This is a genomic window from Saccharothrix texasensis (genome assembly GCF_003752005.1).
In the GTDB taxonomy this organism is placed as follows: Bacteria; Actinomycetota; Actinomycetes; order Mycobacteriales; family Pseudonocardiaceae; genus Actinosynnema; species Actinosynnema texasense.
Map to the genome: position 1 here is coordinate 8,678,085 of NZ_RJKM01000001.1, position 23,455 is coordinate 8,701,539.

The 23,455-nt window shown below is 73.1% G+C and carries 24 protein-coding genes; 16 read left to right on the forward strand and 8 right to left on the reverse strand.

Annotated features, from left to right (window positions below):
* Positions 1-46: 46 nt before the first annotated feature.
* Complete coding sequence (locus EDD40_RS38725; RefSeq protein ID WP_123747283.1) at positions 47-514, reverse strand: Lrp/AsnC family transcriptional regulator; 468 nt, start codon at positions 512-514, stop codon at positions 47-49.
* Positions 515-588: 74 nt separating this feature from the next.
* On the opposite strand from EDD40_RS38725, the gene EDD40_RS38730 reads away from it, so the two are divergent.
* The 4 genes from EDD40_RS38730 (at position 589) to EDD40_RS38745 (ending at position 4,337) form a co-directional block, all read left to right on the forward strand.
* Positions 589-1,845 carry a trans-sulfuration enzyme family protein gene (locus EDD40_RS38730; protein WP_123747284.1) on the forward strand — a complete coding sequence of 419 codons (1,257 nt, stop codon included), beginning with the start codon at positions 589-591 and terminating at the stop codon, positions 1,843-1,845.
* A 471-nt stretch (positions 1,846-2,316) separates the two neighbouring features.
* Positions 2,317-2,922 carry a pyridoxal 5'-phosphate synthase glutaminase subunit PdxT gene (gene pdxT, locus EDD40_RS38735; protein WP_123747285.1) on the forward strand — a complete coding sequence of 202 codons (606 nt, stop codon included), beginning with the start codon at positions 2,317-2,319 and terminating at the stop codon, positions 2,920-2,922.
* Between the two features lie 18 nt (positions 2,923-2,940).
* Entirely contained in the window at positions 2,941-3,690 is a 750-nt protein-coding gene (locus EDD40_RS38740; protein ID WP_123747286.1) for a YebC/PmpR family DNA-binding transcriptional regulator, read from the forward strand.
* A gap of 131 nt (positions 3,691-3,821) precedes the next feature.
* Positions 3,822-4,337: a DUF4262 domain-containing protein gene (locus tag EDD40_RS38745; RefSeq protein ID WP_123747287.1), complete on the forward strand. Its 516-nt coding sequence runs from the start codon at positions 3,822-3,824 to the stop codon at positions 4,335-4,337.
* Between the two features lie 360 nt (positions 4,338-4,697).
* Here EDD40_RS38745 and EDD40_RS38750 read toward each other — a convergent pair whose 3' ends face one another.
* Positions 4,698-5,231, reverse strand: coding sequence for a TIGR03086 family metal-binding protein (locus tag EDD40_RS38750; RefSeq protein WP_123747288.1), 534 nt, complete (start codon positions 5,229-5,231; stop codon positions 4,698-4,700).
* A 178-nt stretch (positions 5,232-5,409) separates the two neighbouring features.
* On the opposite strand from EDD40_RS38750, the gene EDD40_RS38755 reads away from it, so the two are divergent.
* Positions 5,410-6,885: a peptide MFS transporter gene (locus EDD40_RS38755; protein ID WP_123747289.1), complete on the forward strand. Its 1,476-nt coding sequence runs from the start codon at positions 5,410-5,412 to the stop codon at positions 6,883-6,885.
* A 75-nt stretch (positions 6,886-6,960) separates the two neighbouring features.
* Here EDD40_RS38755 and EDD40_RS38760 read toward each other — a convergent pair whose 3' ends face one another.
* Positions 6,961-7,797, reverse strand: coding sequence for an NAD(P)H-binding protein (locus EDD40_RS38760; protein ID WP_123747290.1), 837 nt, complete (start codon positions 7,795-7,797; stop codon positions 6,961-6,963).
* Positions 7,798-7,895: 98 nt separating this feature from the next.
* Between EDD40_RS38760 and EDD40_RS38765 the strand changes: the two genes are divergently transcribed.
* On the forward strand, positions 7,896-8,300 hold the full coding sequence (locus EDD40_RS38765) for a winged helix-turn-helix transcriptional regulator (protein WP_123747291.1): 405 nt from the start codon (positions 7,896-7,898) through the stop codon (positions 8,298-8,300).
* 83 nt (positions 8,301-8,383) lie between these two features.
* Here EDD40_RS38765 and EDD40_RS38770 read toward each other — a convergent pair whose 3' ends face one another.
* Positions 8,384-9,682 carry a cytochrome P450 gene (locus EDD40_RS38770; RefSeq protein WP_123747292.1) on the reverse strand — a complete coding sequence of 433 codons (1,299 nt, stop codon included), beginning with the start codon at positions 9,680-9,682 and terminating at the stop codon, positions 8,384-8,386.
* A gap of 97 nt (positions 9,683-9,779) precedes the next feature.
* Between EDD40_RS38770 and EDD40_RS38775 the strand changes: the two genes are divergently transcribed.
* Together EDD40_RS38775 and EDD40_RS38780 are read left to right on the forward strand one after the other, a co-directional pair.
* Positions 9,780-10,265 (forward strand): DEAD/DEAH box helicase family protein, encoded by a 486-nt coding sequence (locus tag EDD40_RS38775; protein ID WP_123747293.1) that lies wholly within the window; start codon positions 9,780-9,782, stop codon positions 10,263-10,265.
* The gene (locus EDD40_RS38780) at positions 10,262-10,759 is read left to right on the forward strand and encodes a hypothetical protein (RefSeq protein ID WP_148089051.1); all 498 of its coding nucleotides are present in this window, start codon (positions 10,262-10,264) and stop codon (positions 10,757-10,759) included. The genes EDD40_RS38775 and EDD40_RS38780 overlap by 4 nt, the downstream gene beginning before the upstream one ends.
* Here the strand turns inward: EDD40_RS38780 and EDD40_RS38785 are convergent.
* A complete protein-coding gene (locus EDD40_RS38785; protein WP_123748605.1) occupies positions 10,749-11,957 on the reverse strand; it encodes a cytochrome P450 family protein in 1,209 nt (402 codons plus the stop codon). The genes EDD40_RS38780 and EDD40_RS38785 overlap by 11 nt on opposite strands.
* Before the next feature lie 7 nt (positions 11,958-11,964).
* On the opposite strand from EDD40_RS38785, the gene EDD40_RS38790 reads away from it, so the two are divergent.
* Positions 11,965-13,071: a TetR/AcrR family transcriptional regulator gene (locus EDD40_RS38790; protein WP_123747295.1), complete on the forward strand. Its 1,107-nt coding sequence runs from the start codon at positions 11,965-11,967 to the stop codon at positions 13,069-13,071.
* Here the strand turns inward: EDD40_RS38790 and EDD40_RS38795 are convergent.
* A complete protein-coding gene (locus EDD40_RS38795; RefSeq protein WP_123747296.1) occupies positions 13,043-13,513 on the reverse strand; it encodes an acyl-CoA thioesterase in 471 nt (156 codons plus the stop codon). The two genes, EDD40_RS38790 and EDD40_RS38795, sit on opposite strands and share 29 nt — an antisense overlap.
* Positions 13,514-13,756: 243 nt before the next feature.
* Positions 13,757-14,350 carry a TetR/AcrR family transcriptional regulator gene (locus EDD40_RS38800; RefSeq protein WP_053718020.1) on the reverse strand — a complete coding sequence of 198 codons (594 nt, stop codon included), beginning with the start codon at positions 14,348-14,350 and terminating at the stop codon, positions 13,757-13,759.
* A 126-nt stretch (positions 14,351-14,476) separates the two neighbouring features.
* Between EDD40_RS38800 and EDD40_RS38805 the strand changes: the two genes are divergently transcribed.
* The 6 genes from EDD40_RS38805 to egtD all read left to right on the forward strand — a co-directional run bounded on the left by EDD40_RS38805 (position 14,477) and on the right by egtD (position 21,604).
* Entirely contained in the window at positions 14,477-15,019 is a 543-nt protein-coding gene (locus EDD40_RS38805) for a Scr1 family TA system antitoxin-like transcriptional regulator (protein WP_148089052.1), read from the forward strand.
* 8 nt (positions 15,020-15,027) lie between these two features.
* Positions 15,028-17,088: a PQQ-dependent sugar dehydrogenase gene (locus EDD40_RS38810; RefSeq protein ID WP_123747298.1), complete on the forward strand. Its 2,061-nt coding sequence runs from the start codon at positions 15,028-15,030 to the stop codon at positions 17,086-17,088.
* Positions 17,089-17,461: 373 nt separating this feature from the next.
* Positions 17,462-18,571, forward strand: coding sequence for a glutamate-cysteine ligase family protein (locus tag EDD40_RS38815; protein WP_425471309.1), 1,110 nt, complete (start codon positions 17,462-17,464; stop codon positions 18,569-18,571).
* Positions 18,568-19,881, forward strand: coding sequence for an ergothioneine biosynthesis protein EgtB (gene egtB / locus EDD40_RS38820; protein WP_123747300.1), 1,314 nt, complete (start codon positions 18,568-18,570; stop codon positions 19,879-19,881). The genes EDD40_RS38815 and egtB overlap by 4 nt, the downstream gene beginning before the upstream one ends.
* A 2-nt stretch (positions 19,882-19,883) precedes the next feature.
* The gene (gene egtC, locus EDD40_RS38825) at positions 19,884-20,633 is read left to right on the forward strand and encodes an ergothioneine biosynthesis protein EgtC (protein ID WP_123747301.1); all 750 of its coding nucleotides are present in this window, start codon (positions 19,884-19,886) and stop codon (positions 20,631-20,633) included.
* Entirely contained in the window at positions 20,630-21,604 is a 975-nt protein-coding gene (gene egtD / locus EDD40_RS38830; RefSeq protein WP_123747302.1) for an L-histidine N(alpha)-methyltransferase, read from the forward strand. Before egtC ends, egtD begins: the two co-directional genes overlap by 4 nt.
* A gap of 51 nt (positions 21,605-21,655) precedes the next feature.
* Here the strand turns inward: egtD and EDD40_RS38835 are convergent, their stop codons facing one another.
* Positions 21,656-22,372, reverse strand: a complete 717-nt coding sequence (locus tag EDD40_RS38835; RefSeq protein WP_123748606.1) for an SDR family oxidoreductase — start codon at positions 22,370-22,372, stop codon at positions 21,656-21,658.
* Between the two features lie 94 nt (positions 22,373-22,466).
* On the opposite strand from EDD40_RS38835, the gene EDD40_RS38840 reads away from it, so the two are divergent.
* The gene (locus EDD40_RS38840) at positions 22,467-23,222 is read left to right on the forward strand and encodes a helix-turn-helix transcriptional regulator (protein ID WP_123747303.1); all 756 of its coding nucleotides are present in this window, start codon (positions 22,467-22,469) and stop codon (positions 23,220-23,222) included.
* The last annotated feature ends 233 nt before the right edge of the window (positions 23,223-23,455 follow it).

Here is a 23,455-nt window from a genome sequence, read left to right on the forward strand (position 1 = left end):
CGCCGGCGCCGTCGCCTCCGCCTTCGACCGGCCGCCCGTCCCGGCCTCACCGATCGCCGCCCGCGGGCGGCACGGTGTGCTTGCGGACGTGCTGGAACAGCAGGTTCGTCTGCACCTCGCTGACCTCCCGGCGGGTGGTGAAGCGGTCGAGCACCAGTCGTTGCAGGTGTGCCGTGTCCGACACCGCGACGTGCACCAGGAAGTCCTCCGGCCCCGCCACGTGCGACAGCGCCAGCACCTCCGGCAACGTCAGCACGTAGTCCATGAACGGCTCCACGATCGCCCTGGTGTGCGGCCGGACCCGCACCGCGATGATCGCCTGCACCGGTCGTCCCACGGCGGCCAGGTCGACCTCCGCGTGGTAGCCGGTGATCACGCCGCGCTCGCGCAGCGAGCGGTGCCGGACCACGCACGTCGACGCGGCCACGTTGACCCGGTCCGCCAGGTCCTTGTTGGGCAGCCGAGCGTCCTTCTGGAGCTCCTGCACGATCGCCGCGTCCACCGAATCCAGCACCGCAAAACCCTCCCGCCGCCGAACGACCTGCGGAAGTCTGCCCTGTTCACCGACGAGAAGTCCAAGATTCGGACATGACCCGGTTGCGAACGATGGCGGTGCACGGTGGGCGCGACGACCTCGCCGACCTGGGCGTGCACGCCCTGCCGATCGACCTGTCCACCACCTACCCGATCCCCGACCAGGCCGAGGGCGGCCACGCGCTGCAACACCTCGCCGAGGGCGCGGCGCACGCCGCCTCGCCGGTCTACTCCCGGCTGCACAACCCGACCGTGGCCCGGTTCGAGCAGGCACTGGCCGCGCTGGAGGGCACATCGGCCGCCGTGGCGTTCGGCAGCGGCATGGCCGCGGTGACCGCCGTGGTGCAGGCCGCGTGCGTGCTGCCCGGCAAGCCGCACGTGGTCGCCGTGCGCCCCATCTACGGCGGCACCGACCACCTGCTGTCCTCCGGCCTGCTCGGCGTGCGCACCACGTACGCGTCGGTCGACCAGGTCGGCGACGCGATCACCCCGCAGACCGGCCTGGTGGTCATCGAGACACCGGCCAACCCCAACCTGGACCTGCTGGACATCGCCGCCGTTGTCGCCCGGGCGGGTGACGTCCCGGTGATGGTGGACAACACGTTCGCCACGCCCGTGCTGCAGAACCCGGCCGCCCACGGCGCCACCTACGTGCTGCACTCCGGCACCAAGTACCTCGGCGGGCACGGCGACGTGCTCGGCGGCGTGGTGGCGTGCGCCGAGGAGCACGCCGGGCCGTTGCGCCAGGTCCGGATCATCACCGGCGCGGTGCTGCACCCGCTGGGCGGCTACCTCATGCACCGCGGCCTGGCCACGCTGCCGCTCCGCGTCGAGGCCGCCCAGCGCGGCGCGACCGAGCTGGCCGCGCGCCTCGCGGCCCACCCCGGCACCGGGCTGGTCCGCCACCCGAGCCTGCCCGGCGCCGACCCGGCCGGGCTGATCGGCAGGCAGCTGCGCGGTCCGGGCGCGATGCTCGCGTTCACCACCCGCGAGGACCCGACCGCGGTCGTGCGCAGGCTCGAGCTGATCACGCCCGCGGTGAGCCTCGGTTCGGTCGACACGCTCATCGAGCACCCCGCCGCGCTCACCCACCGGCTGGTGCCCGACACCGCCCGCGAGGCGTCCGGGGTGCCCGCCGGCCTCCTGCGCCTGAGCGTCGGCCTGGAAGACGTCGAGGACCTCTGGGCCGATCTCGACCGCGCCCTGTCCGGGCGAGGGCGTGGACGGGACCAGGCCCTTTCCGGACATTGTGAACAGGATTACATCAAGTCTTCCTCAAGCGATTTCCGGGAGCCGGTCGTGAACCACTAACGTTTTACCGTCATGGTTCGACACCAGCGCGCGTAGTCGGCCGCCGTCGAGTGCCCCAATCGGGCTGTTCGGCGGCCGGACCTGCTACAACAGGCCACCGCGCGCTTCGGTCCGAAGTCATGCCGGGAAGTCGGAGAACGCGCCGGATGCCGGTTCGCCCGTTGCGTCGACGTGCCGCGATGTGGTTTTCCGATCGGTCGGACGCCATTCCCGCCCGCCGCGCACCCGCGGCCGGCCGGAACCGTCGGCCGGTTCGCGTCCCGGCTTCCCCCGGTGCTCGCCGGACCATTCCCTCCCGGTGCGGGCGAGCCGCCAGAGCCCGTCGTTCGACGGCCCACCAAGCCGTCGAACGGGTCGCGGTGCGCGACTGGCGCGTCGCGGGATGACCGAACGGCCGGGCGGGTGCCACGAGCACCCGTCCGGCCCGGTCACCTAGGCTGGTGGCAGTTCCACCTAGGAGGAAATCCAGCCGTGTCCGTCGTCGGTGTCCTCGCCCTCCAGGGCGACGTCCGTGAGCACCTCGTCGCGTTGGCCGAGGCCGACGTGCTCGCCCGCCCGATCCGCCGGCCCGAGGAGCTGGCCGAGGTCGACGGCGTGGTGCTGCCCGGCGGCGAGTCGACCACCATCAGCCGGCTGCTCGCCACGTTCGACCTGCTCGAACCGCTGCGCGCCCGGATCAAGGAGGGCATGCCCGCCTACGGCTCGTGCGCCGGGATGATCCTGCTGGCCGACCGCGTCCTGGACGGGCGGCCCGACCAGCACCAGCTCGGCGGGCTCGACATCGTGGTGCGGCGCAACGCGTTCGGCAGGCAGGTCGATTCCTTCGAGGCCGAACTCGACTTCACCGACGTGGGCGAGGTGCACGCCGTGTTCATCCGCGCCCCGTGGGTGGAATCGGCGGGGTCCGAAGTGGAAGTGCTCGCCCGGGTGCCCGAAACGGAAGACGCCGGAGAGGCCGCCGGTAGGATCGTCGCGGTTCGGCAGGGGCACGTGCTCGCCACCTCGTTCCACCCGGAACTGACCGGCGACGGGCGGGTGCACCGCCTTTTCGTGGACATGGTCCGTGCCGCGGGCTGAGTATTCGACGGAGGAAAGATGAGCGGCCACTCAAAGTGGGCGACCACCAAGCACAAGAAGGCCGCAATCGACGCCAAGCGCGGCAAGCTCTTCGCGCGGCTGATCAAGAACATCGAGGTGGCGGCCCGCACCGGCGGTAGCGACCCCGACGGCAACCCGACCCTGTACGACGCCATCCAGAAGGCGCGGAAGAACTCCGTGCCCCTGGACAACATCGAGCGCGCCCGCAAGCGCGGCGGTGGCGAGGAAGCGGGCGGCGCGGACTGGCAGACCATCATGTACGAGGGCTACGGCCCCAACGGCGTGGCGGTGCTGGTCGAGTGCCTGACCGACAACCGCAACCGGGCCGCGTCCGAGGTCCGCACCGCGATGACCCGCAACGGCGGCTCGATGGCCGACCCGGGCTCGGTGGCCTACATGTTCACCCGCAAGGGCGTGGTCATCGTGCCGAAGGGCGACCTGTCCGAGGACGACGTGCTGATGGCGGTGCTCGACGCGGGCGCGGAGGAGGTCAACGACCTCGGCGAGAGCTACGAGGTCGTGTCCGAGGCCGGTGACATGGTCGCGGTGCGCAAGTCCCTGCAGGAAGCCGGGTACGACTACGAGTCGGCGGAGGCGAACTTCCTGCCCTCGGTGACCGTGCAGCTGGAGGCCGAGGGCGCGCGGAAGATCTTCAAGCTGATCGACGCGCTCGAGGACTGCGACGACGTGCAGAACGTGTTCGCGAACTTCGACGTCTCCGACGAGGTGATGGCCGAGGTCGACTGACCCCGGCCCGTCCCGTCAGCCCCGCGCCGGCAGTGCCGACGCGGGGCTGACGTCCGTCCGGGGCCGCCGTCCGGGGCACGTCGGGGCCGCGCTCATGCGGGGTTCACGCGGGCAACGGGCACAATGGCCGGGTGTCGAACCCCTCCGCCCCCTCCGTCCAGGACATCAACCTGCGCAACTGGCTGTTGACGCAGGCCGAGCAGCACGGCCACGCCGTCGTCACCGTGCCGGAGGACGCCGAAGGCGCCGGCTACTCGTTCTCCGTCGGCGCGTGGCGTCGGTTCGGCGTCGCCGAGGCCGTGGTGCTGGGCCTGCCGCCGGAGCACGCGCAAGTGCTCATCCGGGCCTACGTCGACCGCGCCAGGCGTGGCGAGAGGTTCGTGCCCGGTCGGCTCTACCACGACTTCCTCGACGGCGTGCCGGTCACGTTCGAGCGCGTCTTCAAGGGCTTCTACCCGGAGTTCTTCGGCAGCGCGTTCCTGCTCTACGGCAAGGGCGACTTCGCCGCGCTCCAGATCATCCTGCCGACCGCGGACGGCAAGTTCCCGTGGCACCACGACGCGCCGATGGGCTTCGGCGACTGGCAGCTGCTGCTGACCGAGAGCGGCCGGCCGGAGAGCTGGGAGCCGGGCGTCAGCGGCCCCTGACCCCGCCGGTCCCGCCACGACCGTTCGACACCGCCCGGGCCCCGCCGCACCACGCGGCGGGGCCCGACGCCGTTGTCCGGGAAGTGTTGTCAAGGCGGCGACCCCCGACCGCTGACAACGCGCGAGGGCTATCACTGTCCTGTGCGTCGGGACGTCGGGGGCTGCGCACGCCGCGAGGGGGAGGTGCGCCCCGTCCGGCGCGGTCGGGGAGCTGCGCGGGACGGGGCGTGCGCTACCGGGCTTGGTGACGGGGGCCCCGCCCGTGCCAAGGAATGGGCCGCGGGGAAGAGCTTCCGATGGGCTCTTCCCCGCGGTGGACCACCGCTGCGCGAACCGCCGCCCGAGTGGCGGGAACCGCGGTCAGGGGGTCCGGCCGAGCAGTGCGACGAGCCTGGTCTGCGGGTCCGCGTCGTCCGGCGCCGGCACCGGCGGGTCGAACAGCCCGCTCGCCGCCCACGCCTCCGCGTCCGGCTCGATGTGCTCCAGCACCGTCTCGGCGAGGTCCGGGTCGATCCGCTCGTCCACGCCGATCGCGCGGGCCAGGTCCCAGGAGTGCACGGCCAGGTCGGACGTCATCTGCCAGCCGTACTCGACCGCCGTCGCCCTGCCGTAGCTCAGGTGCACCGGCTTGAGCAGCGCTTTCGGCGCGATCCACGCCTCACGCGCGGCAGCCGCCGCCAACACCCACGAGTGCAGCGGGTCGCTGCCGAGCTGGTCGCCCTCGAAGCGGTCGCCCACCTGCTCGACCGTGCAGCCGGCCAGCAGCTCCGGCGCCCACAGCTGCTCGTGCACCAAGTGGTTGACCAGGTCGTGCACAGACCACTCCTTGCACGGGGTACCCCAGTCCCACTGCTCGGGGCGCACCCGGCGCACCCGCGAGTCGAACTCCGTCATCGCGCGTCCGTGAGCCTCGATCAGATCCACCCCACGAGTGCACCAAACGTTGAACCGGAGCGCACCCTGAGGCTGTGCAGTAGGCCACTCGGTCGTATCACGGTTTCATCGCATACCCCCGTACGGCGTAACGTGACCCGGTACGCCGACGGTGACATCGTTGACACAGGAGGAACCAGTGAGCGCCACGAGCGCCGTCTCCACCCCGCAGCGGGGCTTCTTCGGTCACCCCCGAGGACTGTCGACGCTGTTCTTCACCGAGCTGTGGGAGCGCTTCTCCTACTACGGGATGAAGGCGATCCTCGCCTACTACCTGTACCGGTCCACCGCCGAGGGCGCGCTCGGGCTCGACAAGAGCTTCGCGCTGTCGCTGGTCGCCATCTACGGCGCGTCGGTCTACATGTCCGGCGTCGCGGGCGGCTGGCTGGCCGACCGGGTGCTCGGCGGGCAGCGGGCCGTGTTCTACGGCGGCGTGCTGATCATGCTCGGGCACGTCGCGCTCGCGCTGCCGATCGGCGTGGCGGGCGTCTACACCGGCCTGATCCTGATCGTGCTCGGCACCGGCCTGCTCAAGCCGAACATCTCCACGGTGGTCGGCGGCCTGTACGAGCAGCAGGACCCGCGCCGCGACTCCGGCTTCACGATCTTCTACATGGGCATCAACCTCGGCGGCTTCCTCGCGCCGCTGGTGTGCGGGTACCTCGGCGAGACCTACGACTGGCACCTCGGCTTCGGCGCGGCGGCGGTCGGCATGGCGCTGGGCCTGGTCGTCTACCGGCTCGGCCGGCGCGGCCTCGGCGACTCGGCCGCCGCGCCGCCGTTCCCGCTGCCCGCCGAGGAGCGCGTCCGGGTGATCGGTCGGATCGTGGCCGTGGCGCTCGGCGCGGTGGCCGTGGTGGCGCTGCTGGTGGTGCTCGGGGTGCTGGGCGCCGAGGGCGTGATCAACCTGATCAGCCTGCTGTCGGTGCTGCTGCCGATCGGCTACTTCACCGTGATGATCCGCAGCCCGCGCACCACGCCGGTGGAGCGGTCGCGGGTGATCGCCTACATCCCGCTGTTCATCGCGGCGGCGATGTTCTGGCTGCTGTTCGAGCAGAGCGCGACGGTGATCGCCGCGTTCGCCGACACCCGGGTCGACAACTCGTTCCTCGGCCTGCGGTTCCCGCCGTCGTTCATCCAGTCGATCAACCCCGTGATGATCATCGCGGTGGCGCCGCTGTTCGCGCTGCTGTGGGTGAAGCTGGGCAAGCGCCAGCCCGCGACGCCGCGCAAGTTCGGCTACGCGCTGCTGCTGGTCGGCTTGTCGTTCCTGCTGATGATGGTCGCCAGCCAGGGAGACCCGGCGGTGCGGGTGAGCTTCCTGTGGCTGGTGCTGATGTACCTGGTCATGACGTGCGGTGAGCTGATGCTCTCGCCCGTGGGCCTGTCGGTGACGACGAAGCTCGCGCCGCGCGCGTTCGCCTCGCAGACCATGGGCCTGTGGTTCCTGGCCACGGCGGCCGGTTCGGGCGTGGGCGCGATCGTGGTCCGGTTCTACAGCGACGAGAACGCGGTGGCGTACTTCGGCGTGCTGGGCGCGGTGGCGATCGGCCTCGGCGTCGCGCTGGTCGTCGCGACGAAGTCCATCCACCGGTTGATGCGCGGCGTCGACTGACCCGACCCCGTCCGGCGAGGGTGCGGCGCACACCCCCGCCGGACGGTCACCCCACCTCCGTCCGGCCGGTGGCGGCTACTGGAACGCCGCGGCGTGGCGCGCGGCCCAGCCGGCGAAGGAACCGGCCGGGCGGCCGAGGACCCGTTCGACGTCCGGGCGCGCCCGCTGCTCGTCGGCGGTCGGCGTGCCGAGGACGTCGAGGGTGGCGTCCGCGACCCGCTCGGGCATGAACCGCAGCATCTGCGCCCGTGCCTCCTCGCGGGTCTGCTCGACGAACCGGACCGGCTCGCCCAGCGCGTCCCCGATCGCGGCGACCTGCTGCCGGGGCGTGACGGCCGCCGGCCCGGTCAGCACGTACGTGCCGCCGCCGTGGCCCGCCTCCCGCAACACCACGGCGGCGACGGCGGCGATGTCCTCCGGGTCGACGACGGGCAGCGCCACGTCGGCGAACGGAGCGGCGGCCTCCCGCCGCTCGCGGATCGTCGCGGCCCAGGCGAAGGCGTTCGAGGCGAACGCGCCGGGCCGCAGCACGGTCCACTCCAGCCCCGACCGGGTCACGGCGTCCTCCAGGTCGGGGGAGTGGCGCAGCGTCTGCACGCCCTGCGAGGACAGCAGCACGACCCGCCGCACGCCACCGGTCCGCGCGCGGTCGAGCACGTCCGCCACCACGGTCCCGTCGCCACCGGCCGACATCCAGTCGCCCGACGTCAGCAGGAACAGCGAGTCGGCGCCGTCGAACGCGGGCGCCAGGCTCGCCGGCTCCACCAGGTCCGCCCGCACGGGTCGCACGCCCTCGGGCAGGTCCCGCGCCGAGATCCCGCGGGACACGGCGGTCACCCGCTCGCCCGCCCCGGCCAGCGCCCGCACCAGCGTCCCGCCGACGTTCCCGGTCGCACCGGTCACCACGATCATGTCCACTCCCCGTCCCTCGCGAACTGCGTACTCGGGGGAAACTAGTGTCCTGGGTATAGTAGGTACCTAGAGGATAGTAATGGCGGAGAGGGGTCGTTGTGACCAGTGGCACACGCGCGACGGCGGTCGCCCCGGAGCAGGCCTGTCCGATCGCGCCGGTGGTGGACCTCGTGTTCAGCCGCTGGACGACGCCGATCCTGTGGGCGCTCAACGAGTTCGGGCGGCAGCGGTTCGTGGAGCTGTCGCGCCGCATCGCCACGATCACGCCCAAGGTGCTCACGCAGCGACTGCGGCAACTGGAGCGCGACGGGCTCGTGGTCCGCACGTACCACGCCGAGGTGCCGCCGCGCGTGGAGTACGAGATCAGCGAACTCGGGCGCAGCCTCGCGCCGCTGTTCGCGCACCTGGCCGAGTGGTCGGCGGTGAACCTGGAGAAGGTCGAGCTGGCCCGGCAGGCGCACGACGCGAAGGACCGCGATGGGGGCCGGAGAAATCCGCACTAGTGCGGAAAGGACGCAACGACCCGCCGCGGCGGCGGTGCGGCGGGTCGACGCGCGAGTACCAGCATGCACCACATTCCTGAGCCTTAGCTGATGGTTTGCCCGATCGAGTGGTGTTTTTTCGCGCCCGTGGTGACCGGAAGCCTTGCCGCGCCCCTGATGACGCGCGACGGTCGGCGGCGCACCGGGCCCGCCGCCCGCAGGTCCGGGAACCGGCGGAACAGGCCGCGCAGGGCCGCCGCACCCTCCATCCGGGCCAGTCCCGCGCCGAGGCAGTAGTGGATGCCGGACGAGAACGCCAGGTGCTCCCGCACGTCCGCGCGGCCCGGGTCGAACCGGTGCGGATCGGCGAACACCGCCGGGTCCCGGTTGGCCGCCGCCAGCATCAGCATGATCGGCGTCCCCTTCGGCAGCCGCGTGCCCGCGACCTCGGTGGCCTGGAACGGCGCCCGCACCGTGTACTGCACCGGTGGGTCGTGGCGCAGCGTCTCCTCCACGACGGCGTCGGCGTGACCGGGGTCGGCGAGCAGCCGCGCGCGGACCTCCGGGTGCCCCAGCACCTCCAGCACCGAGTTGCCGATCAGGTTGACGGTGGTCTCGAAACCGGCCACCAGCAGCAGTTCCGTCGTGGCGATGAGGTCTTCGCGGGTGAGGTCGTCGTGCGCGACCAGCGCCGACACGACGTCGTCGCCGCCGGGGCGCCGCCGCCGGTGCGCGATCAGGTCGTCCAGGAACGCTTCGAACTCCCGCAACGCCCCCTGCAACGCCCGCATCTCGCGCATGCCGCGCACGCCGTCGAGCGCGTTGACCAGCGCGCTGCCCCACCGGGCGAACGTCGCGTGGTCCGCGCCGGGCACGCCGAGCAGGTCGGCGATCACCTGGATCGGCACCCTGGCCGCGAAGTCGCCGACGAGGTCGAACGTGCGCCGGTCCGCGACCTCGTCCAGGTACTCCTCGACCACCCGTTCCACGGTGGCCGCCTGCGCGCGCAGCCCGCGCGGCGTGAACCAGGGCGCGACCAGCCGGCGCAGTCGCGTGTGGTCGGGCGGGTTGCGCACCAGGAAGGACTCCTCGACCGGGTTCACCAGCCGCCGCCCGTCGAGCTCGACCGACGAGTCCACCGGCGACAGCGCGCCGGCGGACAGCGGCCCGAACCCGGGGTCGCGCAGCAACTGCGAGCACAGCTCGTGCGAAGCGGTGAGGTAGAGCCCCATCCTCGTCTTCACCAGCACGCCCTGCCGGCGCACCGACTCGTACACGGGGTAGGGGTCGCTGGTCGGGTTCTCCCCGAGCAGCCGGGCGGCGGGATCGCCGAGGAGGGCTTGCGCCCGGACGACGGTGCGTCCCAGGAACAGCAGCGTCGCGTTCTTCACCGTGGACGGCATGCCCCCACGGTGGCCTGAACGCGAGAGAGGTTCAAGCCCGGGACCGGGCGGAAAAGCGGTCGCCGCGGCGAAGCCGGCCGAACTACGCTCCCGCGCGATGAGCACCGTCCTCTGGCTCCTCGGCCCTTCCGGCGTCGGCAAGTCGACCGTCGGCTGGCTGGTCTACCGGTCCCTCGACCGCGCCTCCTACGTGGACGCCGACCAGCTCGGGCTCTGCTACCCGTCGACCGCCGACGACCCCGCGAACCACCGGGTCAAGTCGGCCGCGCTCGGCGCGCTGTGGCCGGAGTTCAGGGGTTCCCCGCTGGTCGTCTCCGGTTTCCTCGACAATCCCGCGGAGGCCCGCCGGTACGCCGACCGCCTGCCCGGCGCGGACCTCACGCTGTGCCGGTTGCGGGTGAGCCGCGCCGAGCTGCGCGCCCGGTTCCTCGGCCGGGGGTGGCTCACCGGAGCGGTCGACGGGGTCCTCGACCACGCCGAGGTGCTGGAGGCGGCGCCCGGGTTCGCCGACTTCACCGTGGACACCGACGGTCGCGCGCCCTCCTCCGTCGCGGCGGAGGTCCGGAAGAGGTGGACCGCGTGACCGTCCTGTGGATCGCCGGGCCGCGCGCGGTCGGCAAGTCGACGGTGGGCTGGGAGGTGTTCAGCAGGCTCTCCGCGACGACGAAGACCGGGTACCTCGACCTGGCCCAGCTCACCTTCGCCACGCCGCCGCTCGACCTGGCGGGCAAGGCGCGGCGGCTCGGCGCGGTCCGGCGGGTCCACCGGGCCGAGGGCGCGCGGCACCTGGTCGTCACCGGAGAGCACCACGCGGACCTCCTGCCGGAGGCGGAGCTGTGCTGGCTGCACGCGGGACACGACGAACTCGTGGCCCGCCTGCTCCTGCGCGGCCGGGGCGGGGGACCGCCGATCCCCGGCGACGAACTGCGCGGCCTCCCGGAGGACGACCTGCGCCGCCTGGCCGCCCCCACCCCGGCGCCGCCCGCCGCGGCCGTCGTGGTCGACACCGACGGCCGGGAGGTCGACGCGGTCGTCACCGAGGTCCTGGACCGGTTCTTCCCCGACCTCAGCGCCTGACGACCAGCGACGCCAGCCGCCACGTGCCGCCGTCCGGCGTCCGCTGCGGGGTCTGCGCCAACTCCAGGTCCGGGAACCGGTGCAGCACGGCCGAGAGCGCCGCCTGCGTCTGCACGCGGGCGAACGCGGCCCCGAGGCAGAAGTGCGCCCCGTGCGAGTAGCCGAGGTGGCCGGCCGACGGCACGCGGGTGACGTCCAGCTCGTCCGGCGAGGAGTAGACCCGGGGGTCGCGGTTGGCCGACACGATCGCCGTCATCACCGGTTGGCCCTCGCCGATCACCACGTCACCGAAGCTCACCTCCTCCCGGGTGAACCTGGGCACGGTGAGGAGCTGGGGGCCGACCCACCGGGTCAGCTCCTCCACCGCGCGCGGCATGAGGGCCGGGTCCGCCCGCAGCGCGGCGAGCTGGTCGGGGTGGGTGAGCAGCGCTTCCAAGCCGTTGACGATGAGGTTGCTCGGCGTCTGCCCGGCGATCACCAGCTGCCAGACCAGGGTGACCAGCTCCGCGTCGGTGAAGCGGTCGCCGTCCTCGTCCCGGACCCGGAGCAGCTGGGAGATCAGGTCGTCGCCCGGTGACGTCCGGCGCAGCTCGACGGCCTCCAGCGCGCCCTCGACGATCCCCGGGATCGCGGCGGTGAAACCGGGTCCGTAGCCGCTCACCACGGCGGCGCCGTACTCGCGCCACCGGGGCCTGCTCTCCTCGGGGATGCCGACCAGCTCGCAGATCACGTCCATCGGCAGCGGCCGGGCGAAGTGCTCCATGAGGTCCACGGTCTCGCCGTCCGGCAGGGCGTCGAGCAGCGCGGCCACGATCGCCTCGATCCGCGGCCGGAAGCCCTCCGCCCGGCGCGCGGTGAACGCGGGCGCGGCCAGCTTGCGCAGCCGGAGGTGCTCGGGGCCGTTCATCTCGGACATCGTGCGCAGGTAGGGCTTGCAGTGCTCGGGGATGCCCGGCAGGCCCATGAAACTGTTGGGGCTCAGCTCGAAGCGCGGGTCCGCCAGCATCGCCTTGGCGTCCTCGTGCCGGGTGAGGACCCACATGTCGCCCATGCCGGGCAGCGGCATCCGCGCCACCGGGCAGCGCTCGCGGGCCTCGCCGTAGGCGGTGAACGGGTCGAGCAGCACCTCGGGCTTGGCGGGGTCGATCTCGGGCACGGTCAACTCTGGCCTCCGGATGTTCAGATCAGATGTTCTCATCATCTGAATGGTCACGGTATCTTGGGCGTGCGACGCCTGGCAAACGGGGAGCGTGACGGTGCGGCTGAGCAGGGCGGAGGCGCAGGAGCGCAACCGGGCGCGGGTGCTGGACGCCGCCCGCGCGGAGTTCGTCGAGCGCGGCTTCCGCGACGCCAAGATCGACACGATCGCGCAGCGCGCCGAGCTGACCAGGGGCGCGGTGTACTCGAACTTCCCCGGCAAGCGCGCCCTCTACTTCGCGGTGCTGGCCGACCTCGCGGAACGCGCGGCGGCGCCGGCCAACCCGCAACGCGGCGCCGACCGGCGGGCGGCGCTCGGCGCGCTGGCCCGCGCGTGGGTCACCTCGCTCAGCCACGACGCGTTGGCGCGGGACTTCCTGCCCGAGGTGGCCGCGGAGGAGGTGACGCGCCGGCCGTTCACGCAGCTGATGAAGCTGGACGCGGTGCTGCTGAGCCTCGCCCTGGAAGCGCTCGACCCGGCCGTGCCGCCGCCCGGCTCGCCACCGGCCCGGGTGGTCCGCCTCGCCGAGATCGTGCTCGCCACCCTGCACGGCGCGAGCGGCCTCGCCACCGCCGCGCCCGGCTTCCTGGAGCCGTTCGACGTGGTCAGCGCGTGCGAACAGCTCGCGGGCCTGGAGCTGAACGACTGGTGGTCGGCGCCTCCCGGCGCGGCGGTGCTGCGGGAGGACCGGCCGTGGACGCCGCCCGCCGCCGTCGACCTCGTGCGCGGCGCGGAGGTGACGCCGGACGAGGACGGCGTGGTGGTCGTGCTCGGGCTGAACCGGCTCGCCGCCGTGGAGGAGGCGGTGCGGGCCACCGGTGGGCGGGTGACCCTCGCGATGGTGACGGGCACGCCGGGGGAGCTGGCCCCGTTGGCGCGGCTGGTGCTGGCGCGGCTGTGCGTCGGCCTGCGGCAGTCGTTCCCGGTCACGGCGTGGCCGCGGTTGCGGGTGGTGTGCGACGACGCCGGCGCGGTGGCGGCCGCCGCGGGCGTGCCGTCGGTGAGCGACGAGACCGAGACCGCGATCCGCGTCGAGGGCGGCCGGGTGGTGGCGCGGGCCGAGGGGTCAGGCGCGGGTCACGCGGTCAGCTCCGGGGCGCGGGTGCGGACCTAGTCGCGGAACCGGCCCTGGGGCTGGTGGCGGCGGGCCTGCGTTCCAGGACCTTGCGGAACTCGGCCGGGATCGGGGTGCTGCGCAGTTCCGGCGTGCCGAAGGAGACGTACCGGTTCCAGCCGGTGGCCACCGGTGTGCCGTCGACGTCCGCGTCGAACCCCATGGTCAACGTGGTGGTGCCCAACGTCCGCACCCGCACCGCGATGCGCAGCAGGTCGTCGAACCCGGCCGGGTTGAGGTAGCGGATGGAGGTCTCGGCCATCACGAAGTCGACGCCGTGCTTCTCCAACTCCTTGTAGGAGCCCAGCAGGGACCGCAGCGTCTCCACCATGGCGGCCTCGAAGAAGACCGCGTAGCGCGACGCGTGCACGATCCCCTGGCGGTCGCAGTCGACCGGGCGCACCCGCACCCGGTGCACGTGGGCAGGTCGGGCGTCAGCCATGTCGGCGATCCTATGGGGTCACCCGGACGGTGCGCGTCGGCCTAGCGGTGGCTGCTCCGAGTGACGCCTCGACCAGTTGGCCCACCGCGACCAGCGGGATCACCGCCGTCGGCGACCACGCGGTGAGTGGTCACAGCGCGAGCACCACCCCGCGCGGTGCGGTCGACCCGCGGCGCGAGAGGGCGGGCGGCACCAAGACCGCGGCCGCCGCCTCGCCGTCCGGCCGAGGTCCGCGGCGGACCGTCAGCCCTTGCGGCGGTGCCGCCGGACGCTCTCCTCCACCAGGTCCAGCACGGGTTCGAGGTCGTCCGCGGGCAGGCCCATGGCCAGGTGCGACACCAGGCCCTCCAGCACCAGCTCCAGGAACGACGTCAGCACGTCCACGTCCACGTCGTCGCGCAGGTTGCCCGCCTCGCGCTGGCGCTCCAGCCGCTGCCGGGTCGCGTCGGTCAGCTGCCGCGAGCGCTCCGCCCACCTGGCCCGGAACTCCTGGTCGGTGCGCAGCCGCCGCGACACCTCCAGCCGCGTGCCGAGCCAGTCCGCCGGGTGCTCGACGTCGTTGGGGTCCGGCGGGTACAGCAGGTCGCGCATCACCTGCACGAGGCCCTGCTGGGCGACGACCTCCGCCATGCGCAGCGCGTCGTCCTCGGCGAGCGCGAGGAACAACGACTCCTTGTCCCGGAAGTGGTGGAAGATCGCGCCCCTGGACAGGCCGGTAGCCTCTTCCAGGCGGCGCACGGTCGCGCCTTCATAGCCGAAACGCGCGAAACACGCACGAGCGCCGTCGAGGATCTGACGGCGACGGGCATCGAGGTGGTCCTGGCTCACCCTGGGCACCTGTCGATGTTGCCAGGGCCGCCTGACGAAATCCAATCAGTACGTACGGCTTGCCCCGTCCACTTTGGGGTGTACTTCGCCGTCTCGGCTCGAAACCCCAGGTCACCGTCACTACGGTGGCGCACCGTGACCGCAGGTGAGGACATTCGTCCGCCGCTGAAGCTGGTGCCGGGTTTGGGCTGGTCGAACCGACCGTCCACGGTGGACCGCAGTCGGCACGGCCCGGACTTGATCGATCTGATCAGGCTCGTCGGCCGACGGCCCGGCGACACCGCCGACCACTCGCCGGGCTGCTCCGTCGTGGTCTACGAGGCGTTGTGCGTCCCGGAGCCGCTGCGCACACCCGCCTACGCCCTGGCGCTCGGCGACGACAGCGGCGTCGACCGGCTGCCGCACGCCGCCGCGAGCTTCTTCGTGCACGAGGCCGCGTTGCACGTCCGCGTCGGCGACGAGGCGGTGATGGCCGACCAGCTGGACGCGCTGGCGAACCGGGCCGACGCGCCGGTGCGCCTGGTGCCGTTCGCGGCAGGCCACGTGGGCGTGCTGCGGTCGTCGTTCGCCCTGCCCGAAGGTCGGCGCCCGGCGGAGGTGCTCGACCGGATCGCCCTGGACGTGCCGTCCTCGCGGGCGGAGTTCGGCCGCCAGGCCGCGCGCTACCGGAGCCGGTGAGGAGACACATGGGATCGAACGCACTGGGCGCACGACCGCAGCGGTCGCCGCGACGGCGGCTCGCGGTCGCCGCCGTGACCGCCTCGACGGCGTTGTCGCTCCTCACCGCCTCCGGCGCCGCGCACGGGCTCACCGACCACCAGTCCGAGGCCGCGACCATCTCGCGCGGCGCGGTGGAGGCCGAGCACGCCGGGTTCACCGGCACCGGGTACGTGGACTACGACAACGCGTTCGGCGGCTACGTCGAGTACTCGGTGACCGCGGCCCGGGCGGGCACGCACGCGCTGGTCTTCCGCTACGCCAACGGGAGCGACACCGACCGGCCGCTCGCGCTGACCGTGGACGGCGCGCGGGCCGGCGTCGTCCCCTTCCCCGGCACCGGCGGGTGGGCCACGTGGCGCGACGTCACCGCGCCGGTCCGGTTGCGGGCGGGCGTGAACCGGGTCCGCGCCACCGCCACCACCGCGGCCGGCGGGCCGAACGCCGACCGCCTCGTGGTCGACGACACCGACACCGAGCCGCCCACCCCGCCGCGCGACCTGCGCGCCACGGACCGGTCCGAGACCAGCGTGTCGCTCGCGTGGGGCGCGGCGGCGGACGACGTCGGCGTGGTCGGCTACGACGTCTACCAGCACGGTCAGCTCATGACGAGCGTGCCCGGCACGACCCTGTCCGCCACCGTCACGGGCCTGCGCCCCGACACGGCGTACGACTGGACGGTCTTCGCCCGCGACGCCGCGCCCAACGTCTCGCAGGCCAGCAACAACGTCGTCGTGCGCACCGACGCCCCGCCGCCGGACGACGAGCCGCCCACCGCGCCGGGCGGCCTGCGCCCCGCCGGCAAGTCGCCGACCAGCGTGTCGCTGGCGTGGGAGGCGGCCACCGACAACGTCGGCGTCACCGGGTACGTGGTGCACCGCGACGGCGTGCAGGTGGGCACGACCGACGGCCCGTCCACCACGGTCACCGGCCTGAGCGCCGGCACCGGCTACCGGTTCGCCGTGCGGGCGCGCGACGCGGCGGGCAACCTCTCGCCGTTCAGCGACGAGGTGATCCTCGCGCCGGGCGGGACGGCGCCGCCGGGCGAGCCGAGGCCCGGCGCGGTGACGACCTTGCGCGAGGGCACGGACGTGCCGTGGGGCCTGGCGTTCCTGCCCGACGGCACGGCGCTGGTGTCCGAACGGGAGCGGTTCACCCTCTACCGCCTCGCGCCGGACGGCACGCGGACCGACGTCGGCCGGGTGCCGGGCGCGCAGGGCACCAACGGCGAGGGCGGCGTGCTGGGCGTCGAGCTGTCGCCCGCGTTCGCCACCGACCGGCACGTGTTCATCTACCACACCACGTCGTCCGGCAACCAGGTCGTGCGCGCCAGGCTGATCGGCGAGACGCTCACCGGCTGGACCACGATCCTGAGCGGCCTGCCGAAGAACCGCTACCACAACGGCGGGCGGCTGCGGTTCAGCCCGGACGGCAGGTACCTGTTCGTCTCCACCGGAGACGCGCAGAACGGCAGCTACGGGCAGAACCTGGACACCAACGCGGGCAAGATCCTGCGCATCCACCCGGACGGCTCGATCCCGGCGGACAACCCGTTCCCGGGCAAGGCGATCTGGAGCTACGGGCACCGCAACGTGCAGGGCCTCGACTTCGACTCGCAGGGCAGGCTGTGGGCGACGGAGTTCGGCAACAACTCGCTCGACGAGCTGAACCTGATCACGCGCGGCGGCAACTACGGCTGGCCCGGCTGCGAGGGCACGCAGGGGTACTGCGAGGGCAGCATCCCGCCGAAGCGGATGTGGCCGACGACGGCCGGCGGGCCGAGCGGGTTGGCGATCGTCAACGACCACCTCTTCGTCGGCACCACGGTCGGCAAGCGGCTGTACCGGCTGCGCATCGAGGGCTCGGAGCTGGTCGAGGAGGCGGTCTACCTCCAGGGCGAGTACGGGCGGTTGAGGACGGTCGAGGTGGACCCGGAGGGCGACCTCTGGGTGACGACGACGTGGGACCTGGACGAGGAGGTCGGCAACGACCGCGTGTTGCACGTGGACCTCGAGTACCCGGGTTCCTGACCGGTCACCCGGTTGCCACGAGTTGTTCACACCGCGCCCGGATTGTCCGTTCGGCCACCGCGATTCGTCCAACCGGCGCAAGGGGGACGCCACCGGAACGCAGCCGCCCTCCACCCGACCGGCCGTCAGCCCCGCGCACGGCTCCGGGCATGTCGTTGATCCGCAACGGTTTTCCATAGCTGCGAGTGTCGGTGCCTGCGTGTAGCGTCGAACGGACGAGATTTGATCACGGGGAGTGCCACCAGTGACTGCTGTCCGTAATGCGCCGGCTCCGGGACCCGCTCCGGCGGTGTTCCGGGACCGAGCGGAGGCCGAGGCCTACGTCGCCTCGGTCTGCTTCAAGCACGGGCCTCCGAGGCTGCTCGGAGTCGAATTGGAATGGACCGTCCACCACGTCGAAGATCCCAGCCGACCGCTCGACGCGAAGACCCTCGCGGCCGCGCTCGGCGGGCACGCGCCACCGACCCTCGTCCCCGACAGCCCTCAGCGGCCACTGCCCTCCGGCACCCCGCTGACCGTGGAACCGGGTGGCCAGGTCGAGATCTCGACACCGCCGCGGGAATCGCTGACGGATCTGCTGAAGACCGTCGCGGCGGACATCGACCACCTCCACAGCCTGCTCGGACCGGCCGGTCTCCGGCTCGGTCAGCACGGCGCCGACCCCTTCCGCCCGCCGCGCCGGATGCTCCAGGTCCCGCGCTACGCGGCCATGGAACACGCCTTCGCCCCGATCGGGCCCGAGGGCATCACGATGATGTGCAGCACCGCGGGCCTCCAGGTCTGCCTGGACTTCGGGCTGGCCTCCGACCTGCCGAAGCGCTGGGCCGCGGTGCACGCCCTCGGACCGGTCGTCACCGCCCTGTTCGCCAACTCGCCGGGGGTGAACGGCCGGCGGACGGACTGGGCCAGCGCGAGGATGCGCACCTTGTACGCCACCGACCCGGTGCGGACCCGGGCGGCGGCGGTGTGCGCCAACCCGGCCGAGGCGTGGGCCAAGCGGGTGCTCGACACACCGGTCATCGCGGTGCGCAGACCGGGCCCGAACTGGCTGCCGCCGCACCCGTTGACGTTCGCCGACTGGATCGCGGGCGCGCTCGACCGCCCGCCGACGGCCGACGACCTCGACTACCACCTCACCCTCCAGTTCCCACCGGTCCGCCCGCGCGGGTACCTGGAGGTCCGCTACCTGGACTCGCCGCCGCAGGGCCGGTGGCTGCCGCCGGTGGTGCTCATGGCGGCGCTGTTCAGCACGTCCGAGTACGTGGACGAGGTGCTCGCGGTGACCGAGGGCGCCGCGAACCGCTGGCTCGCCGCCGCGCGTTACGGCCTGGCCGACCCGGTGCTCGCCCGCGCGGCGCGCGACGTGGTCGACCTGGGCTGCGCCGCGCTGCCCGACACCGACCTGTCGGTCGGCCAGACCGACGCCATCGCCGAAGAACTGCACCGCACGCTCGCTGAGAAGACCGGAGGGGGCCGTTCATGACCAGCACCGAGAACCTTCGCGACCAGGTCGCCGCCCAGCTCACCAGGGCCCGTGACCGCAGCAGGCTGCTCACCGACGCGGTGGACGACCACGACCTCGTCCGCCAGCACTCCAAGCTGATGTCGCCGCTGGTCTGGGACCTCGCGCACATCGGCAACCAGGAAGAGCTGTGGCTGGTCCGGGACGTGGGCGGCCGCGAGCCGGTCCGGGCGGACATCGACGAGCTGTACGACGCGTTCAAGCACGCCCGGTCGGCCCGGCCGGAGCTGCCGCTGCTCGGACCCGCCGAGGCGCGCAAGTACGTCGGCGAGGTCCGCGACAAGGTGTTCGACGTGCTCGAGCGCACCCCGCTGGAAGGCCACCGGCTGGTCGACCGCGGGTTCGCGTTCGGCATGATCGTGCAGCACGAGCAGCAGCACGACGAGACCATGCTGGCCACCCACCAGCTGCGCGTCGGCGACCCGGTGCTGGACGCGCCCCGCCCGCCGCGCGGCGGCCCGGTCGGCCCGGCCGAGGTGCTGGTGCCCGGCGGCCCGTTCACCATGGGCACGTCCACCGAGGCGTGGGCGCTGGACAACGAGCGGCCCGCGCACCAGGTGGTCACCGAGCCGTTCTTCATCGACACCACGCCGGTGACGAACGGCGCGTACGCGGCGTTCATCGCCGACGGCGGCTACCGCGACCCGCGGTGGTGGAGCGAGGCCGGGTGGGCGCACGTGCGCAAGGCGTCCCTGGTCGCGCCCCGGTTCTGGGAACGGGTGGGTGACCAGTGGTACCGCACCGCGTTCGGCCGCACCGAGCCGATCGAGCCCGACCAGCCGGTCGTGCACGTCTGCTACCACGAGGCCGAGGCGTACGCGAAGTGGGCGGGCAAGCGGCTGCCCACCGAGGTGGAGTGGGAGAAGGCGGCCCGCTTCGACCCGGCGACCGGCCGGTCCCGCCGCTACCCGTGGGGCGACGAGGACCCGACGGAGGCGCACGCGAACCTGAACCAGCGGCACCTGACGCCCGCTCCGGTCGGGGCGTACCCGGCGGGCGCGTCGGCGTTGGGGGTGCACCAGCTCATCGGTGACGTGTGGGAGTGGACCAGCTCCGACTTCCACGGCTACACCGGGTTCGAGGTGTTCCCGTACGCCGAGTACTCCCAGGTGTTCTTCGGGCCGGACTACAAGGTGCTGCGGGGCGGGTCGTTCGGCAGCGACCAGGCCGCGGTGCGCTCGACGTTCCGGAACTGGGACTACCCGATCCGGCGGCAGATCTTCGCGGGTTTCCGCTGCGCGCGGGACGCTTCACGGGACGACCTGACCTGACCGTGTGCCGCCACCTGGGTTACCTGGGCCCCGCCGTGCCCGTCGCCGCGCTGGTGCACGACCCGCCGCACTCGCTGGTGCGGCAGTCGTACGCCCCTCGGGACATGCGCGGCGGCGGCACGGTCAACGTGGACGGCTACGGCGTGGGGTGGTACCCCGCGCCGGGCGGCCCGGCGGTGCGCTACCGCCGGGCCGGCACGATCTGGTCCGACGAGAACCTGTTGGCGCTGAGCCGGGTGACGCTGTCCGGCGCGGTGCTGGCCGCGGTGCGCTCGGCGACGGTCGGCATGCCGGTGGCGGACACCGCGTGCGCGCCGTTCACCGACGGGCGGTGGCTGTTCAGCCACAACGGTCGGGTCGCCGACTGGCCGGAGTCCGTCGTGGACGTGGCGAAGACCGTGCCGGCGGCCTCGTTGCTGACGTTGGACGCGCCGACCGACGCCGCCCTGCTGTGGGCGTTGGTGCGGTCGCGTCTCGCTTCGGGTGTCGCGCCGGGCGTCGCGCTGGCTTCGGTCGTGTCCGAAGTCGCCGCCGCCGCGCCCGGTTCGCGGCTGAACCTGCTGCTCACCGACGGCACCGTGCTCGCCGGCACGACGTGGACCCACTCGCTGTGGGTGCGCTCCGGCGACGGCGCGGTGACGTTGGCCTCGGAGCCGTTGGACGACGACCCGCGCTGGCGGGAGGTGCCCGACGGGCACGTCGTCACGGCTGATGTGTCTACTGTGGACGTTCAACCGATTGGACGAGGATGACCGAGCCTGTGCTGGACGTGCACCTGACCCCCGAGGACGCGGCGATCGCGCTGCGCGCCGAGGCGCGGGCAGGGCTCACCGCGCGGCCGAAGTGGGTGTCGCCGAAGTGGTTCTACGACGCGGTCGGCAGCGACCTGTTCGAGGAGATCACCCGGCTGCCCGAGTACTACCCGACCCGGGCGGAGCGGGAGATCCTGGTGGCGCGGGCGGCGGAGATCGCGTCGCTGACCGGCGCGCACTCGTTGGTGGAGCTGGGTTCCGGCTCGTCGGAGAAGACCCGGCTGCTGCTCAGCGCGCTGCGCTCGCACGGCACGCTGCAGGAGTTCGTGCCGTTGGACGTGTCGCCCTCGGCGTTGACGGAGGCGGCGCGGGCGATCCTGGCCGCGTACCCCGGCCTGCGGGTGCACGGGGTGGTCGGCGACTTCACCGAGCACCTGGGCCTGCTGCCCGGCGCGCCACCGCGGGTGGTGGCGTTCCTGGGCGGGACGATCGGCAACCTGATCCCGGAGGAGCGGGACAAGTTCTTCGCCTCGGTGCGCGACGTGCTGGAGGCGGGGGAGTGGTTGCTGCTCGGCACGGACCTGGTGAAGGACCCGGACGTGCTGGTGCGCGCGTACGACGACTCGCAGGGCGTGACGGCGGAGTTCAACCGGAACGTGCTGCGGGTGATCAACCGGACGTTGGACGCCGACTTCGACCCCGCCGACTTCGAGCACGTGGCCCTGTGGAACGCCGAGGAGGAGTGGATCGAGATGCGCCTGCGGGCACTGCGCCCGGTCAAGGCCCACGTCGCCGCGCTGTCCCTGGACGTGGAGTTCGCCGAGGGCGAGGAACTGCGCACCGAGGTGTCCGCGAAGTTCCGCCGTGAGGGCGTGACCCGCGAGCTGACCGCCGCGGGCTTCGCCCTCGAACGCTGGTGGACCGACCCGGAGGGCCGTTTCGCGCTGACCCTGGCCCGCGCGGTCGGTTAGCGGACTCGCGGTGGTCCCGTGCCCGGCGCCGGGCACGGGACCACCGCGTCGTCAGACGAGCCGGTGCCCGCCGTCGACGTGCAGGACCGAGCCGGTCATGAAGCGGTTGCGCTGCACGGCCACGAACGCCTCGGCGAGGTCCTCGGGCGCCCCGATCCGGCCGACCGGGAGGCGGGCCGCCATCGCGGCGAGCCGTTCGGCCTTGGCCGGGCCGGCCAGCTCGTCCCACACGGGGGTGTCGACCCATCCCGGCGAGACGACGTTGACCCGGACCGGCGCGAGCTCCAGCGCCAACGCGCGGGCGAGGGCTTCCAGCGCGCCGTTGGCGGCGCCGAGCACCGAGGCGCCCGTCCCCGGCCGGTACGCGGCGATGCCGGAGGTGAAGGTGATCGAGCCGCCGGGCCGGACGCGCGGCGCGGCGTGCTTGGCCACCAGCCACGGCCCCAGCAGCTTGGTGTCGATCACGGCCCGCGCGTGCTCCAGCGCGAAGTCGGCGATCGGGAAGTAGGCGTCGGTGGCGTCGACCGCGGTGACGACGACGTGGTCGAGGGGACCGGCGTCCCGCACCAGCCGTCGGACGTCGTCCTCCCGGGCGACGTCCACCACGGCGGTGCGCAGGCGCTCGTGGTCGCCGAGGTCGCGCGCGGCGGCGGCGAGTCGGTCGGCGGACCGGCCGGCGATGGTGACGACGGCGTCCTGGTCGAGCAGGAGGCGGGCCGTCGCCAGGCCCATGCCGGAGCTGCCGCCGATGACGAGTACGTGTGTCATGCCCAGCAGCGTCGTGGACGTCGGGCGGCGCGGGGAGACCGCGCCGGGCCTGGTCCCGGCGGGGCCACCCCCGCGGTGGTGCGACACTCGGGGCATGGGTGTGCTGGGTGAGTTCCTGCGCAGCCGGCGTGGCCGCGTCCGGCCGGCGGACGTCGGGCTGCCCGCGGGGGTCGGGCGGCGGCAGACGCCGGGGCTGCGCCGCGAGGAGCTGGCGGCGCTCGCCGGCGTGAGCGTGGACTACTACACCCGGCTGGAACAGGGGCGGGACACCAACCCCGGAGCCGAGGTGCTGCACGCGCTCGCGTCGGCGTTGCGGCTGGGCGAGGACGAGCGCGCGCACCTGCACGCGTTGGCGCGCGGCTCCGCCGGCCCGACGCCGCGGTCGGGCGCGGGCGCGCCGCGCCCCGGGTTGCTGCACCTGCTGGAGGCGGTGCGGCCCACGCCGGCGTACGTGCTGGACCAGGTCAGCGACCTGCTGGCGGTGAACCCGGAGGGCGAGCGGCTGATGCCGGGCGTGTGCGGGCGGGGCAACCTGGTGCGCTACGTGTTCACCGATCCCCGCGCCCGCGACGTGTTCGTGGGGTGGGAGGGCATGGCGCGGGACTGCGTGGCGCACCTGCGCACGGTCGCCGCCGCGGACCCCGGCTCGGCGGCGTTGGCGGCCCTGGTGGCGGAGCTGTCGGCGGCGAGCGCCGAGTTCGCGGCGCTGTGGCGGCACTACGACGTGAAGGTCAAGAGCGGCTCGCGGCGGACCTTCCGCGACGCCGCGGGCAACCACGTCGACCTGATCTCGGAGATCCTCACCGCCGCCGACGGCCAACGCCTGGCGGTCTTCCGCCCCACCCCCTGACCCCGGGAGTCCTACCCCCACGCGCCGAGAGTCCTACCTCCACGACCCCCGAGTTCAACGCTCAGCGCGGCACGGCCGGCTGGACGTACGCTCCGGGCAGCGGTTCGGAGGGCTTCCGGTGGACCGCTCGGCCGGCGGCAGGGCACGGCAAGAACCGTTCGTCGGCCACGAATCCTCCGTTCTGCGGGTGTTGCCGACCACGTTCGAGTGAAAGCCTCGCGCGATGGCGTCGC